Genomic DNA, 14,318 nt, shown 5'->3' on the forward strand with positions numbered 1-14,318 from the left:
GCGTAACATGCATGTCTGGGTGCGAAAAAATCGTTTGCGTAAGGCTAGGCAAGAACCTACCATGAGCCATATTCAAACTTGCGCCGATCACCGGCGCTCACCTGCGAGGCCTGTGATGAGCAAAACCGTATTCGACTGGAATTCCCCCCTGCTGCTGGAAGAACAACTGACGGGCGACGAACGCGCCGTGCTGGAAGCGGCCCGCGACTATTGCCAGGGCAGCTTGGTGCCGCGTGTGCTCGAATCGTTCCGCCATGGCCGCACGGATGCCGCCATTTTCCGCGAAATGGGCGAACTGGGCTTGCTGGGCACCACCATTCCCGAAGAATACGGCGGCGCCGGCCTGAACTACGTTTGCTATGGCCTGGCCGCGCGCGAAGTCGAGCGCGTCGATTCGGGCTACCGCTCGATGATGAGCGTGCAATCGTCGCTGGTAATGGTGCCGATCAACGCCTTCGGCAACGAAGAAACCAAACAAAAGTACCTGCCGAAACTGGCAACGGGCGAATTCATCGGCTGCTTCGGCCTGACGGAACCGAACCACGGCTCCGATCCGGGCAGCATGGTCACCCGTGCGCGCAAGGTACCGGGCGGCTACAGCCTGTCCGGCGCCAAGATGTGGATCACCAACAGCCCCATCGCCGACGTGTTCGTCGTGTGGGCCAAGGACGATGAAGGCGCGATCCGCGGCTTCGTGCTGGAAAAAGGCTGGAAAGGCCTGTCGGCGCCGGAAATCCACGGCAAGGTCGGCTTGCGCACCAGCATCACCGGCGAAATCGTCATGGATGAAGTGTTTTGCCCGGAAGAAAACGCCTTCCCCGACGTGCGCGGCTTGAAAGGCCCGTTCACTTGCCTGAACAGCGCCCGCTACGGCATCGCCTGGGGCGCGCTGGGCGCGGCCGAAGACTGCTACCTGAAAGCGCGCCAGTACACGATGGACCGCCAGCAATTCGGCCGCCCTCTTGCTGCGAATCAATTGGTGCAAAAGAAACTGGCCGACATGTTGACGGAAATCACCATGGGCTTGCAGGGCTGTTTGCGCCTGGGTCGCATGAAAGATGATGGTTCGCCTGCCGTGGAAATCACGTCTATCATGAAACGCAACAGCTGCGGCAAGGCCCTCGATATTGCCCGCATGGCGCGCGACATGATGGGTGGCAACGGTATTTCCGACGAATTCGGCGTCATCCGCCACTTGGTCAACCTGGAAGTGGTCAACACCTATGAAGGCACGCACGATGTGCACGCGCTGATCATCGGCCGCGCCATCACCGGCATCGCCGCCTTCAATTAATGGACGCCTTGGCTTCCACTTTCGCCTCCACCCTGCGGCCCGCGCCATTGGTCGGCTTGCGCGTGCTGGACCTGTCGCGCGTGCTGGCCGGCCCGTGGGCCGGGCAATTGCTGGCCGACCTGGGCGCCGACGTGGTCAAGGTTGAACAGCCGGGCCGCGGCGACGATACGCGCTCCTGGGGCCCACCGTATCTGAAGGACGAAGACGGCCGCGATACGGCCGAGGCCGCCTACTTCCAGTGCGCCAACCGCAACAAGCGCTCGCTGTGCATCGACCTGGCCGCGCCTGAAGGGCAAGCCCTCGTGCGCCGGCTGGCGCAAGAGGCGGACGTGCTGCTGGAAAACTTCAAATTAGGTGGCTTGAAGCAATATGGTTTAGACGCGGCCAGCTTGCTGGCACTCAACCCGCGCCTCGTCTACTGCTCCATCACGGGCTTCGGCCAGGATGGGCCCTATGCTGCGCGCGCCGGCTATGACTTTTTGATCCAGGGCATGGGCGGCTTGATGAGCATCACAGGCGTGCCCGATGGCCAGCCGGGCGCCGGGCCGCAAAAAGTAGGCGTGGCGCAGACGGACATCATGACGGGCCTGTACGCCACCATCGCCGTGCAGGCGGCGCTGGCCGAACGCGAGCGCTCGGGCCTGGGTCAGCATATCGACCTGGCCTTGCTGGACGTGCAAGTGGCGGCCCTGGGCAACCAGGCAGCCAATTACCTGTGCGGCGGCAAGGTGCCGCAGCGCATGGGCAATGCGCATCCGAACATTGTTCCATATCAAGACTTTCCCACGGCCGATGGCGACATGATTTTGGCGATCGGCAACGACGGGCAATTTTCCCGCTTTTGCGCCATCGTCGGCCACCCGGAATGGGCACAGGACGAACGCTTCGCCACCAATCCGCAGCGCGTGGCGCACCGGGCCATCCTGATTCCCCTGCTGCGCCAGGCCACCGTCATGCGCACGACGGCCGAGTGGATCAGCGCCTTCGAGGCGCAAGCCGTGCCCTGCGGTCCCGTCAACCGCATCGACCAGGTCTTTGCCGACCCGCAAGTGGTCGCGCGTGGCTTGAAAGTGGAGATGCCGCATCCGACGGCGGGCACGGTGGCGCTGGTGGCCAATCCCGTGCGCCTGTCCGGCTCGCCGGTGCAGTACCGCTTGCCGCCACCGCTGCTGGGCCAGCATACGCAGGAAGTGCTGCAACAGTGGCTGGGGCTCGATAGCGGCCAGATCGACGGTTTGCGCGAACGCAAGGTCGTCTAAAGAAAAACGCCGGGCAGTTGCAACACTGTCCGGCGTTTTTTATTGATTCTGCCTTATTTCAGCACCAGCTTCAGCGCCGGCTTTTCGCCATAGTCTTCGTAGCGTTCATTGATGCCGGCGATGCAAAACGTGATTTCTTCCAGCAAGTCCGGCGCCTGCGCCTTCATTGCCTCTGCGTCTAGCACGACGACCTCCAGCACTTCGTTCGGTTTCAAACGGAACTGCGTCATGTTTTCGTCATCGCGCAGATAGCTGAGGCAATCGACCCAGGCATCCATGCTGTTGCCGTAGAATTCAGGGAAACCGAAGGCTGGCACGCATTGCGCGTGAAAGCTCGCTTCGTCGGTGATGTCTTTTCCATTCAGGATGGCAGTGGCCATGGTCTTCCTCAGTTCTTCAGCGACAGCACGTCCTGCATGTCGAACAGGCCGGTCGGCTTGTCGGCCAGGAAACGCGCGGCGCGCAGGGCGCCGTGGGCATAAGTGACGCGGCTGCTCGACTTGTGGCTGATCTCGATGCGCTCGCCGATGCCGGCAAACAGCACCGTATGGTCGCCCACGATGTCGCCGCCGCGGATGGTGGCAAAGCCGATGGTCGACGGATCGCGTTCGCCCGTCACGCCTTCGCGGCCGTACACGGCGCATTCCTTCAGGTCGCGGCCCAGGGCGCCGGCCACCACTTCACCCATTTGCAGGGCCGTGCCCGATGGCGCGTCGACCTTGTGGCGGTGATGCGCTTCGATGATTTCAATGTCGTAGCCTTCGGACAGGCTTTTCGCGGCCAGTTCCAGCAACTTCATGGTGACATTCACGCCCACGCTCATGTTCGGCGCGAACATGATGGCCGTCGTTTCGGCGGCGGCGGCAATGGCAGCCTTGCCGGCATCATCGAAACCGGTGGTACCGATGATCATCTTGATGCCGTGCTCGGCGCAATACGCCAGGTGCTGCAAAGTGCCTTCGGGACGCGTGAAGTCGATCAGGTAATCGGCGCCGGCCAGGCCGGTGGCCAGGCTTGACTCGATCAGCACGCCGGCAGGTTTACCGAGAAAGGCGGCGGCATCCTGGCCGACGGAAGGCGAACCAACACGGTCGAGCGCACCAGCGAGCACGGCGTCGGGCGCATTGCTGACCGCTTCGATCAGGATATGGCCCATGCGGCCGCTGGCGCCAGCGATGGCAATTTTCAGTTCAGTCATTTTATTCTCTTACAACAACTTATTTGGTGGGTTCGGCAGCGGGTGCAGGCTCGGCGGCAGGCGCCGTTGCGGGTGCCGGTGCAACGTCAGGCTTGCTCACAGGAATAGCGGGGGCGGCATCGGCCGGCACGGGCACGGCGCTCGGTGCCACAGGCGATGGGACGGCAGCGGCAGGCACATCGGCCTTGGCGACCTTGGCGAACGGCGACGGACCGGCGATACGGTTGATGTATTCTTTCTCCGTCGGCAAGTTGCCGCCTTCGAAACGCGCGACCTTGCCTTCTTTATCAAAGAACACGACCACGCGGCTGCTGGTGGTTTCGCCACTGCCCCGTGCCAGGCGGAATGGATAATCCCAGCGGTCGGCATGGAAGATATCGGTCAGCAGGGAAGTGCCGAGGACGAAACGCACCTGGTCGCGCGTCATGCCGACCTTCAACTGAGCCAGCATCTCTTCGGAGACAAAGTTGCCTTGTTGAATGTCAGGACGATACGGCGAGAAAAACCACATGAATTTTTGCAGCGGCGTAACGGTGGTCGTTTGTGCGCCCTGTTCAGGGACCACTTCCTTGCCTTCTTTCTGGGTAATGGCTGGCTTTTCGCCAAGGATGCCGCGGCTGGCGCAGCCGGACATGGCCAGCGCGACACAAACCATGCCTGCCACGACTGGTGCTCGAAATGAAATACGGTGCCAGAGAGATGGCAATACAGCCGGTGTTACGCGCATAAATGACCTCAATTGGATGAACAAAACGCCAGGAGTGACCGGCCTGCCAAAAAATGCATATTTTGGCACTCCCCGACAAAACGCTATATGATAAAGCACCTGACCCACATACGAGCAACAAACATGAGTAACAATCCTAGTGATCTCAAGGCAAGCGGCCTGAAAGCGACCCTGCCACGCCTGAAGATACTCGATATCTTCCAGAGTAGCCCGGTACGCCACCTGACAGCAGAAGACGTCTATAAAATTCTGCTGGCCGACAATATGGATGTCGGTTTGGCAACTGTCTATCGTGTCCTGACGCAATTTGAACAGGCAGGCTTGCTCAACCGCAACCATTTTGAAACCGGTAAGGCGATTTTCGAGCTCAACGAAGGTTCCCACCATGATCACCTGGTGTGCCTCGACTGTGGCCGGGTCGAAGAATTCTTCGACGAAGAAATCGAAATCCGCCAGCAAAAAGTGGCTGAAGAGCGTGGCTTCAAGATTGCCGAACACGCCTTGGCCATCTACGGCAACTGCATCAAGACAGCTTGCCCGCACAAAACCGCCTGACGTCTGACACATTCCGCCGGCCGTTCCCATGGGACGGCTGGCGCTGCAGGCATCACGCTCAATGATGGCTGAGTGCGCTGGACAATAATTTAGCCGTGATATCGACGATCGGGATGACGCGCTCGTACGCCATGCGCGTCGGTCCGATCACCCCCAACGTTCCCACGATCTTGCCGTTGACCTCATACGGCGCCGTCACCACGCTCATCTCGTCCATCGGCACCAGGTTCGACTCGCCGCCGATGAAAATCTGCACGCCCGTCGCCTTGCTCGACACGTCGAGCAACTGCATCAAGCCCGTTTTTTGCTCGAACATGTCGAACATCTGGCGCAGCGAATGCATATTCGATGACAGATCGCTCACGCTGAGCAAGTTGCGCTCGCCGGAAATCACCATGTCATCGCTATGGTCGGCCATCGCTTCGCTGCCCGCTTCCACAGCCGCCTGCATCAGGCTGCCCATATCGTCGCGCAGCTGGCGCAATTCGCCCTGCAGGCGCACGCGCACGGCATCGAACGACAGGCCGCCATAATTCTGGTTGATGTAATTGGCCGATTGCACCAGTTGCGCCGGCGTGTAGTCGGCCTCCGTCAGCAGCAGGCGGTTCTGCACGTCGCCGCCGGGGGCAACGATGACGAGCAGGATGCGCTTTTCGGACAGGCGCAAGAATTCAATTTGCTGGAACACGGATTCGCGGCGCGGACTGAGCACGACGCCGGCAAACTGCGACAGCGACGACAGCATCTGCGCCGCGTTGGCGATGGTTTTCTGCGGCTGCGGCGTCTGCAGGCGCATGCGCGACTCCACCAGGTGCTCATCCAGATGCCGGACGGTCAGCAAGGTGTCGACAAAAATGCGGTAGCCGCGCGGCGTGGGAATGCGACCGGCCGAGGTGTGCGGGCTGGACACATAGCCGAGTTCTTCCAGATCGGCCATGATGTTGCGGATCGTGGCCGGCGACAGGTCCAGGCCGGAAATTTTCGACAAGGCGCGCGAACCGACCGGCAGGCCGTCGGCGATATATCGCTCGACTAGGGCTTTCAGCAGTGTTTGGGCACGTGTATCGAGTTGCATGGTGTCTTAGGTAAGCAAATATTCTTTAAACAAGCATATTATTAAGCAAGCGGCAACGAAAGCGGCCGGACGTGCATCAACAGTACCTATTATGCACGTTCGCCCGTCCGGCGGTGATCAATCTTCCAGTTGCCGCTGCAGCCACAGCAGCAACTCGTCAAAGTTGGCGCAGATGGCGTCGGGCTGCACGCCGGCGGCCAGGTGGGCGTCGCTGCCCTTGCGGTTCATCCAGACGGCACGCATGCCCGCCCCTTGCGCTCCCGTCACGTCGAAATGCAGGTCGTCCCCCACATACACGGCTTCATGCGGGGCCACCTCCAGCGCGGCGCAAGCGGCCAGGAAGATGCTGGCATCGGGCTTGGCCACGCCAAACTCACTGGCGGCGATGGACACCTTGAAATGCTGCGCCAGGCCGATAATGTCAAGGTCCGCATTGCCATTCGAGATGGAGCCGACCAGCATGCGCTGCCCCATCCAGGCCAGGCCAGGCAAGACGTCGTCATACGGCTGGACACGGTTGCGCGCGGCCAGGAATTGCAGGATGGCCCCATCGACCAGGGCGGCATCCTCGCCGGCAGCCTCGAAGGCGGCCAGCAGGCCCGCGCGGCGCAACTCGATCAGGTTGCCATGGAAATGCGGTTGTGCCTCGAGCATGGCCAGACGGTACTGGCGCAGCGCCTCGATGGAAAACTGCTGCGCCACCTTGGGCGCATGCGTGGCCAGCCAGTCGTGCAGCAGGGTTTCGGCGGCGGCAATCACGGGCGCGATGGGCCACAAGGTATCATCGAGATCGAACAGGATGGCCTTGGGCGGCACGGCGGGTTTGACAGGAGCAAGGGACATGGGACTCACGGTGGATGCCGCGCCACGATGCGCAGGCTGCATCTATTGTCGCACCGATCGCCGCCGCCAGCATGGCTGCGCCCCCGTGAAATGGGGCCGGGCCAGCGCTTCCCGGCAAAAAATTGTTACAGGGTGATACAAGGCAAGATCATTCAGCTTGCCAGATAGACTAAAATAGGCGCCATTCCAATGCGGCGCCAGCGTCCGCGTTGCGCTACCCAACCTAATTCGTTTTGGAGAATGTATGAAAAATTTGTACCTGCGCTCGATGCTGGCGGCGGCTTGCGCCGTCACACTGGCAGCCTGCGGCGGCAGCGGCGGCAACCTGTATCTGAGTGGCCAAGTCTACGCTCTGGCAAAAGATGGCCTGATTCTGCTGAATAATGGCGAAAGCTTGCCGGTTCCTGCGGGCCAGACCCAGTTTGTTTTCACCAAGCTGATCAAGACCGATGACCGCTACGATATCACCATTGCGCAACAGCCCAAGGGCGCCGTTTGCAGTATTGCCAACGGCAGCGGCAAGGCAACGAGCTATTCCGTGAACACGGCCGTTGTCAGCTGCACGACCAATACTTACCCGCTGAAGGGCACGATCACGGGCCTGACCGCTGGCGGCTTGCGCCTGGTGATGGGCCCTTACGGCACCAGCCCACTGGCTGGCATCACCTCCTACGAATTCGCAACCGTTGCTGACGGCGCCCCATACAGTATTTCCATATTGACTCAGCCAACGGGCCTGAAGTGCCGCTTCCAGGGTTCCACCAGTGCCGACGGCAGCGACACGGTCGGCACGATGGGCTCCGCCGCCACGACCGCGGCCACACTTGACTGCACGCCGCAGTAATCTTTGCGATCCGTCACCTATTTTTTGGAGAAATACATGAAGTTATCTTGCTTGCGCCCACTCGCCGCGCTGCTGTTGACCCTGGGACTGGCCGCTTGCGGCGGCAAGGCCTCGTATGATGTCAGCGGCACCATCAGCAACTTGAACAACGACGGCCTGGTCCTGGCCAACGGCGGCGACACCCTCCCGGTTCCAGCCGGAAAAACCGCGTTTACATTTAGCAAGCGCGTCGACTATGGCACCGACTACAACATCACCGTGCAAACCCAGCCTGCCCACATGACTTGCGGCATCAGTGGTGGTTCCGGTTCGGCTGGCCATTACATCAACATCAGCGCCGCTGTTACTTGCGCGCAAAACACGTATAGCGTGGGCGGCACGATTTCCGGCCTGACAGTAGACAGCTTGGTGCTCATTAACGGCAATGCAACAACAACGGTGGCCAAGGATGCGACGACCTTTACCATGTCTCCCAATGTCGCCGATGGCGCCACCTATAACGTCAGCGTCTCCAGCCAGCCGAAGGGCCTGCTGTGCGTCGTACAGCCTGGCACAGGCGCTGGCACCATGGGCAGCGCCAACATCACCACCGTGCAGATCGCCTGCAATCCAGCCCCAGCAAGCTAAGCAAGTGTACCTGGCAGTCGGACAGCGACTGCCAGGTCAAGATATCACCAGAATCTATAGTTGATATTCAAAAGATAAATTGGAGTTATATGTGGCGATGCAGCATAATGCATCTGTCTCCTCCAACTCTTCCAAGAATTGGATTTAGCCCGCTTTTACCAGCGGGCTTTTTTTTGCCCAAAATTTCTCAAACGGGTTTGTTCAACCCGGGCTGCAGCATCTGCACGATGCTGGAGAAATCCTGCTGCGCATAACCGGCTTGTGCGTGCATCTGGTACAGCTGGCGCACCAGGCCGCCCAAGGGTGTGGGCGCATTCGCCGACAATGCCGACTGCTGCGCCAGGCCCAGGTCTTTCAGCATCAGCGCCGTACCGAAGCCGCCAGTGTAATTGCGCGACGCGGGCGTGCCGTCCATGACGCCGGGCCACGGGTTGTACACTTCCAGGGTCCAGTTGCGGCCCGAACTCTTGGCCATGATGTCGGACAACACTTTCGGGTCCAGGCCATGCGCCACGCCCAGGTTCAGCGCCTCGGCCGTACCGGCCATCAAGATGCCCAGCAGCATGTTGTTGCAAATTTTCGCCACCTGGCCCGCGCCCGCCTCGCCCGCATGGAAGATGTTCTTGCCCATCTTTTCCAGCAAGGGCCGCGCCTGCTGCAAGGCCGCTACGCTGCCGCCGACGATGAAGGTCAGGGTGCCAGCCGCCGCGCCCGCCGTGCCGCCCGAGACGGGCGCATCGATCATGGCAAAACCCCGCTCGCTGGCCGCCTGCGCCACCTGGCGCGCCACATCGGCAGCGATGGTGCTGCAATCGATGAACAGGGCGCCAGGCTTGGCCGAATCGAGCACGCCGCCGGCAGCCAGGTACAGCTCCTGCACGTGCTTGTTGGCTGGCAGCATGGTGATGACGGCGTCGGCCGTCTGTACGGCCGCGCTGGCGGATGCGGCCGCCGTGGCGCCCGCCTCGACCAGCGAGGCCACGGCGGCCGGCGCCAGGTCGAACACGGATACGTGGAAGCCGGCGGCCACCAGGTTGCGGGCCATCGGTGCGCCCATGTTGCCTAGGCCGATGAAAGCGATATGTTGCATATAATGTCTCCTGTAGCGCCTAAAAAAGCCCATGGCGTTGTTGCCTTGCCTAGTCGTACTGGTCGTACTGCCTTCGGCAAGGCGCCTAGCCCTGAGCATTTTTATGCACTACTTAAATGTTTAAATGGGTAGGTCGGCCAGCGGATGCGTACTCCACGGCGCCGCAAAATACTCGTCCAGATACGTGTCGCTGACCTCGGCCAGGCTGGCCGGCTGCCATTGCGGCGCGTTGTCCTTGTCGATCAGCAAGGCACGTACGCCTTCGCTGAAGTCCCCATGGGCGCAACATTGCACGGCGACAATCAATTCCAGCTGGAACACTTGCGCCAGACTCAGATGTCGCGTGCGCTCGCGCATGGCCCATACCAGGGCGGCCGAGGTGGGTGCGCCCTTGTCCAGCGAGTGGGCCGCCTTTTGCAGCCAGGCCGAATCGCCGTCGTAGGCGGCTATGGCGGTCACCACTTCGGGCAAGGTGGGCGCTTGCGTCAGCGCGGCGATGGCGTCGAAGTTGGCGCGCACTTCGGAGACAGGCAACATGGACGTGGGCGCCGAGAAGCCGCGCAGTAAGCGGCTCAACTGCTGGTGGTTCGCCTGCGGGCTGGCTTGCCATTGCCCCAGCGCCAGCGCGTCGAGCACCATGGCGCGCTCTTCCTGGCGCAGGACATAGTCGCCCAGGCCCGTGAACAGGGCATCGGCCGCGCTCATCGGCGCGCCCGTCAAGCCCAGGAACAGGCCGCTGCGCCCCGGCATGCGGCCCAGGAACCAGCTGCCGCCCACGTCGGGGAACAGGCCTATCGTAATTTCCGGCATGGCGATGCGTGTGCTTTCCGTCACCACGCGGTGGCTGGCGCCCGCCATCAAGCCCAGGCCGCCACCCATGACGATGCCGCCGCCCCACACCAGCAGCGGTTTCACATACGTATGGATACGATGGTCGAGCCGGTATTCCTCGGCAAAGAAGGCCAGCGCCTGCGGGTTCGGCACGACGCCAGGCTGGTCAAACACGGCCGAACGCAGGCTACGCACGTCGCCGCCCGCGCAAAAGGCCTTGTCGGTCGACGATTGCAGCACCACGCAGGCGATGGCGTCGTCAGCGGCCCAGCGCACCAGGGCGCCATCGATGGCGCGGATCATGTCCAGGGTCAGCGCGTGCAAGGACTTTGGCGCGTCGAGAGTGATGACGCCCAGCTTCATGCCGCCGGGACAGTCGCGCTCCTCGATCTTCACGGTATCGATATGAACGATTTCAACCATTCTTCCACTCCGCCGGACGTTTTTCCAGGAATGCTTGCACGCCCTCTTTCTGGTCTTGCGTATCGAACAGGCCCAGGAACAGGGTGCGTTCATCGGGCAAGGAATTGACCAGCGGATGGCTACGCGCGCCCTGGATCAGGGTCTTGCACGCCGTCACGCTGCTGGGGCTCTGGCGCGCCACCTTGGCGGCCAGGGCCAGCGCCGTGGCGGTGGCCTTGCCGGTTGGCACGACTTCCTCGACCAGGCCGATGGCCAGGGCCTTGGCCGCATCGACGCGTTCACCGCACAAAATCATGCGCTTGGCCCAGCCTTCGCCCACCAGCCACGGCAAGTGCTGCGTGCCGCCCGCGCACGGCAGCAAGCCGACGGACGCTTCCGGCAAGGCCATCTGCGCATGCTCCTCGGCAATGCGGATGTCACAAGCGAGCGCGCATTCGAGCCCGCCGCCCATGGCATAGCCATTGATGGCGGCGATGCTGACGCCGCGAAACGCAGACAGCGCCTCGAAGGCCTCGCCAAAGGCGGCGGCCATGGCGAAGGCCGTGTCCTTGTTGCCATCGGCAAATACTTTCAGGTCGGCGCCCGCCGAAAAGAACTTGGCGCCGCCGCCCGTGATCACCAACGCATACACGTCCGGGTCGGCATTCAGGTCGGCCACCAGCTGCGTCAGCGCGTTCAGGCTGGCCAGGGTCCACGTATGGGCCGGCGGGTTGTCGAGGGTCACCAGGGCCGTATGGCCACGGCGTTCCAGCAGCAAATTGGTATACACTTTTGTCATCGCAAGGTCTCCGTGGCGCCATCTTTCAAAATCGCTCGCGCGACGATCAGGCGCATGATTTCATTTGTCCCTTCCAGGATCTGGTGCACCCGAGTGTCGCGCACGTGGCGCTCAAGCGGGTACTCGCGGATGTAGCCATAGCCGCCGTGCAGCTGCAGCGCATCGTTGGCCACATTGAAGCCCGCATCCGTGGCGAAACGTTTTGCCATGGCGCAATACGCCGTGGCGTCCGGGCTTTCCTGGTCCAGTTTCCAGGCCGCCAGGCGCACCATCTGGCGCGCCGCCACCAGTTCCGTCAGCATGTCGGCCAGCTTGAATTGCAAGGCCTGGAATTGCGCCAGCTCGCGGCCGAACTGCGTGCGCTCCTTCATGTACGCCTGCGCCCGCGTAAGGGCCGCCTGCGCCGTGCCCACCGAGCACACGGCAATGTTGATGCGCCCGCCATCGATGCCCTTCATGGCAATCGCAAAGCCTTCGCCTTCCGCGCCCAGCAAGTTGCCAACAGGCACTTTCACCTGGTCGAAACTGATGATGCGCGTGGGCTGGCTGTTCCAGCCCATCTTTTCTTCTTTCTTGCCATACACGATGCCAGGCAAATTCGCCGGCACGGCAAACGCGGAAATGCCGGCCGCGCCCTCGCCGCCCGTGCGCGCCATGACGATCAGCATGTCCGTCTGGCCTGCGCCTGAGATAAACGCTTTCGTGCCGTCAAGCACGTAAAAGTCGCCATCCCTGACAGCCTTGGTGCGCAGCGACGCCGCGTCGGAACCGGACTGCGGTTCCGTCAGGCAATAGCTGGCCAGCTTCTGGCCAGCTGCCAGGGCCGGCACCCACTCGTCGCACAGGGCTTCCGATCCCCAGCGCGACAGCATCCACGTGGCCATGTTGTGGATGGTGATGTAGGCCGTGGTCGAAGTGCAACCACTGGCCAGCTCCTCGAAGACGATGGCCGCATCCTGGCGCGACAGGCCCAGGCCGCCCCAGCGCTGCGGCGTGTACAGGCCGCAAAAGCCCATTTCGCCCGCCTTGGCGATCGTTTCCACGGGGAAGATCGATTCCGCATCCCAATGCGCCGCGTGCGGCGCCAGCTCGCCCTCGGCAAACGCGCGCGCCGCCTGCTGGAACTCGCGCTGCTCGTCGCTCAGTTCAAAGTCCATGGCAGCTCCTTATTTCAGGCTGATGGTGGTGTTGACCTTGCCCACCGACGCCGCATCCGTGAACCAGCGCTGGGTGATGGTTTGCGTCTGCGTGTAGAACAGCACGACTTGCTTGCCGAACGGGCCCAGATCGCCCAGTTTCGAGCCACGCGAACCCGTAAAGCTGAACAGCGGGACGGGCACGGGAATGGGCACGTTGATGCCGACCTGGCCCACGTCGATTTCTTCCTGGAAATAGCGTGCGGCCGCACCGCTTTGCGTGAACAGCGCCGTGCCGTTGCCGTTCGGATTCGCGTTCACCAGGGCGATGGCTTCATCCAGGGTATCGACTTCGACGACGATCAATACCGGTCCAAAGATTTCCTGGTCATACACGACCATGCCGGGTTTCACGCCGGACAAGATCGTCGGGCCTACGAAGTTGCCGTTCGGATAGCCATCGACCTTCACGTCGCGGCCATCAAGGGTCAGCACGGCGCCCTGCTCGATGCCCTTGGCGACCAGGCTGAAGACGCGCTCTTTCGCAGCGCAGGAAATGACGGGGCCCAGGTCCGGATTGTCCTTGCCCGCGCCGACCGTCAGGGTTTGCGCCTTGGCTGACAGTTCCGGCAGCCACTCGCGCGCTGCGCCCACCAGCACGGCGACGGACGCGGCCATGCAGCGCTGGCCGGCCGCGCCGAAACCGGCGCCCAGCAACTGGTTCAGGGTCTGTTCTTTATTGGCGTCAGGCAAGACGACGGCGTGGTTCTTGGCACCCATCATGCATTGCGCGCGCTTGCCGTTCAAGCTGGCGCGCTGGTACACATGCGTGCCCACCTTGCTCGATCCCACAAACGAAATGGCCTTGATGTCCGGATGGTCGCACAGGGCATTGACCACGTCTTCGCCGCCGTGAATGACGTTCAGCACGCCGGCCGGGATGCCTGCCTGCAAGGCCAGACGCACGAGTTTTTCCGTCACCAGCGGATCCTGTTCCGAGGGTTTCAGCACGAAGGTATTGCCGCAGGCAATTGCCATCGGGAACATCCACAGGGGGATCATAGCGGGGAAGTTGAACGGGGTAATGCCGGCGCACACGCCCAGCGGCTGCATCACGCTGTAGGTATCGACGCCACCGGCCACGTTTTGCGCGTATTCGCCCATCTGCAGGGTACCGATATTGGCGGCATGTTCCACCACTTCCAGGCCACGGAACACGTCGCCTTCCGCATCGAGCAGGGTCTTGCCCTGTTCCATCGTCAAGGTGGCGGCCAGGTCGGCCATGTTTTCGCGGATCAACTGCTGGAGTTTGAGGAAAATGCGCGCGCGGGCGCCAATCGGTGTCTTGCGCCAGGTTTTGAAGGCGCGCTGGGCCGAGGCGATGGCGGCGTTGACTTCATCCGGCGTGGCGAACGGCACACGCGCCAATACTTCCTGCGTGGCGGGATTGACGACATCGCGCCACACGGTGGTCTGGGATTCGACCCACTCGCCGTTGATCAGCAGTGGAACGGTCGGAACATTCATAGCAGCAGCGTTTTGCGTGGTCACTCGGTGTCTCCTGGATTGAGGTATAGGTCTGTTTGCATTATTCGCACAATACGGGCCGTAAACAAGGCGTGAAAATGCGAGATAATG

At 61.9% G+C, this 14,318-nt stretch carries 15 protein-coding genes; 5 read left to right on the forward strand and 10 right to left on the reverse strand.

The annotated features are described in order from the left end of the window. Positions 1-115 precede the first annotated feature (115 nt). Together ACQ4W0_RS02175 and ACQ4W0_RS02180 are read left to right on the forward strand one after the other, a co-directional pair. Positions 116-1,294, forward strand: a complete 1,179-nt coding sequence (locus ACQ4W0_RS02175) for an acyl-CoA dehydrogenase (RefSeq protein WP_436575284.1) — start codon at positions 116-118, stop codon at positions 1,292-1,294. Then, positions 1,294-2,553 carry a CaiB/BaiF CoA transferase family protein gene (locus ACQ4W0_RS02180; protein WP_436575285.1) on the forward strand — a complete coding sequence of 420 codons (1,260 nt, stop codon included), beginning with the start codon at positions 1,294-1,296 and terminating at the stop codon, positions 2,551-2,553. Before ACQ4W0_RS02175 ends, ACQ4W0_RS02180 begins: the two co-directional genes overlap by 1 nt. Before the next feature lie 53 nt (positions 2,554-2,606). Here the strand turns inward: ACQ4W0_RS02180 and ACQ4W0_RS02185 are convergent, their stop codons facing one another. The 3 genes from ACQ4W0_RS02185 to ACQ4W0_RS02195 are packed head-to-tail and all read right to left on the reverse strand — an operon-like array spanning position 2,607 to position 4,406. Further along, positions 2,607-2,933, reverse strand: coding sequence for a barstar family protein (locus tag ACQ4W0_RS02185; protein WP_436575286.1), 327 nt, complete (start codon positions 2,931-2,933; stop codon positions 2,607-2,609). An 8-nt stretch (positions 2,934-2,941) separates the two neighbouring features. Next, positions 2,942-3,751: a 4-hydroxy-tetrahydrodipicolinate reductase gene (gene dapB, locus ACQ4W0_RS02190; protein ID WP_436575287.1), complete on the reverse strand. Its 810-nt coding sequence runs from the start codon at positions 3,749-3,751 to the stop codon at positions 2,942-2,944. Positions 3,752-3,770: 19 nt separating this feature from the next. Further along, positions 3,771-4,406: an outer membrane protein assembly factor BamE gene (locus ACQ4W0_RS02195; protein WP_436575391.1), complete on the reverse strand. Its 636-nt coding sequence runs from the start codon at positions 4,404-4,406 to the stop codon at positions 3,771-3,773. Between the two features lie 195 nt (positions 4,407-4,601). Between ACQ4W0_RS02195 and fur the strand changes: the two genes are divergently transcribed. Beyond that, positions 4,602-5,033, forward strand: coding sequence for a ferric iron uptake transcriptional regulator (fur, locus tag ACQ4W0_RS02200; protein WP_099761922.1), 432 nt, complete (start codon positions 4,602-4,604; stop codon positions 5,031-5,033). Between the two features lie 58 nt (positions 5,034-5,091). Here fur and hrcA read toward each other — a convergent pair whose 3' ends face one another. Then, positions 5,092-6,108 carry a heat-inducible transcriptional repressor HrcA gene (gene hrcA / locus ACQ4W0_RS02205; protein ID WP_034745713.1) on the reverse strand — a complete coding sequence of 339 codons (1,017 nt, stop codon included), beginning with the start codon at positions 6,106-6,108 and terminating at the stop codon, positions 5,092-5,094. A 117-nt stretch (positions 6,109-6,225) separates the two neighbouring features. After that, positions 6,226-6,951, reverse strand: coding sequence for an HAD family hydrolase (locus tag ACQ4W0_RS02210; RefSeq protein ID WP_436575288.1), 726 nt, complete (start codon positions 6,949-6,951; stop codon positions 6,226-6,228). A gap of 244 nt (positions 6,952-7,195) precedes the next feature. On the opposite strand from ACQ4W0_RS02210, the gene ACQ4W0_RS02215 reads away from it, so the two are divergent. Together ACQ4W0_RS02215 and ACQ4W0_RS02220 are read left to right on the forward strand one after the other, a co-directional pair. Continuing rightward, the gene (locus tag ACQ4W0_RS02215) at positions 7,196-7,795 is read left to right on the forward strand and encodes a hypothetical protein (protein WP_436575289.1); all 600 of its coding nucleotides are present in this window, start codon (positions 7,196-7,198) and stop codon (positions 7,793-7,795) included. 36 nt (positions 7,796-7,831) lie between these two features. Next, positions 7,832-8,422 (forward strand): hypothetical protein, encoded by a 591-nt coding sequence (locus ACQ4W0_RS02220; protein ID WP_436575290.1) that lies wholly within the window; start codon positions 7,832-7,834, stop codon positions 8,420-8,422. Between the two features lie 187 nt (positions 8,423-8,609). Here the strand turns inward: ACQ4W0_RS02220 and mmsB are convergent, their stop codons facing one another. From mmsB to ACQ4W0_RS02245, 5 genes are read right to left on the reverse strand one after another with little or no spacing between them, the layout of a single operon-like run. Next, a complete protein-coding gene (mmsB, locus tag ACQ4W0_RS02225) occupies positions 8,610-9,611 on the reverse strand; it encodes a 3-hydroxyisobutyrate dehydrogenase (RefSeq protein WP_436575291.1) in 1,002 nt (333 codons plus the stop codon). A gap of 21 nt (positions 9,612-9,632) precedes the next feature. Continuing rightward, positions 9,633-10,766, reverse strand: coding sequence for an enoyl-CoA hydratase/isomerase family protein (locus ACQ4W0_RS02230; protein ID WP_436575292.1), 1,134 nt, complete (start codon positions 10,764-10,766; stop codon positions 9,633-9,635). Then, positions 10,759-11,544: an enoyl-CoA hydratase gene (locus tag ACQ4W0_RS02235; protein ID WP_436575293.1), complete on the reverse strand. Its 786-nt coding sequence runs from the start codon at positions 11,542-11,544 to the stop codon at positions 10,759-10,761. Before ACQ4W0_RS02235 ends, ACQ4W0_RS02230 begins: the two co-directional genes overlap by 8 nt. Beyond that, entirely contained in the window at positions 11,541-12,701 is a 1,161-nt protein-coding gene (locus ACQ4W0_RS02240) for an acyl-CoA dehydrogenase family protein (protein ID WP_436575294.1), read from the reverse strand. The genes ACQ4W0_RS02235 and ACQ4W0_RS02240 overlap by 4 nt, the downstream gene beginning before the upstream one ends. Positions 12,702-12,710: 9 nt before the next feature. Next, positions 12,711-14,207, reverse strand: a complete 1,497-nt coding sequence (locus tag ACQ4W0_RS02245; RefSeq protein ID WP_436575295.1) for a CoA-acylating methylmalonate-semialdehyde dehydrogenase — start codon at positions 14,205-14,207, stop codon at positions 12,711-12,713. Positions 14,208-14,318: the final 111 nt, after the last annotated feature.

Source organism: Janthinobacterium breve, from assembly GCF_051380895.1.
GTDB lineage: Bacteria > Pseudomonadota > Gammaproteobacteria > Burkholderiales > Burkholderiaceae_D > Janthinobacterium.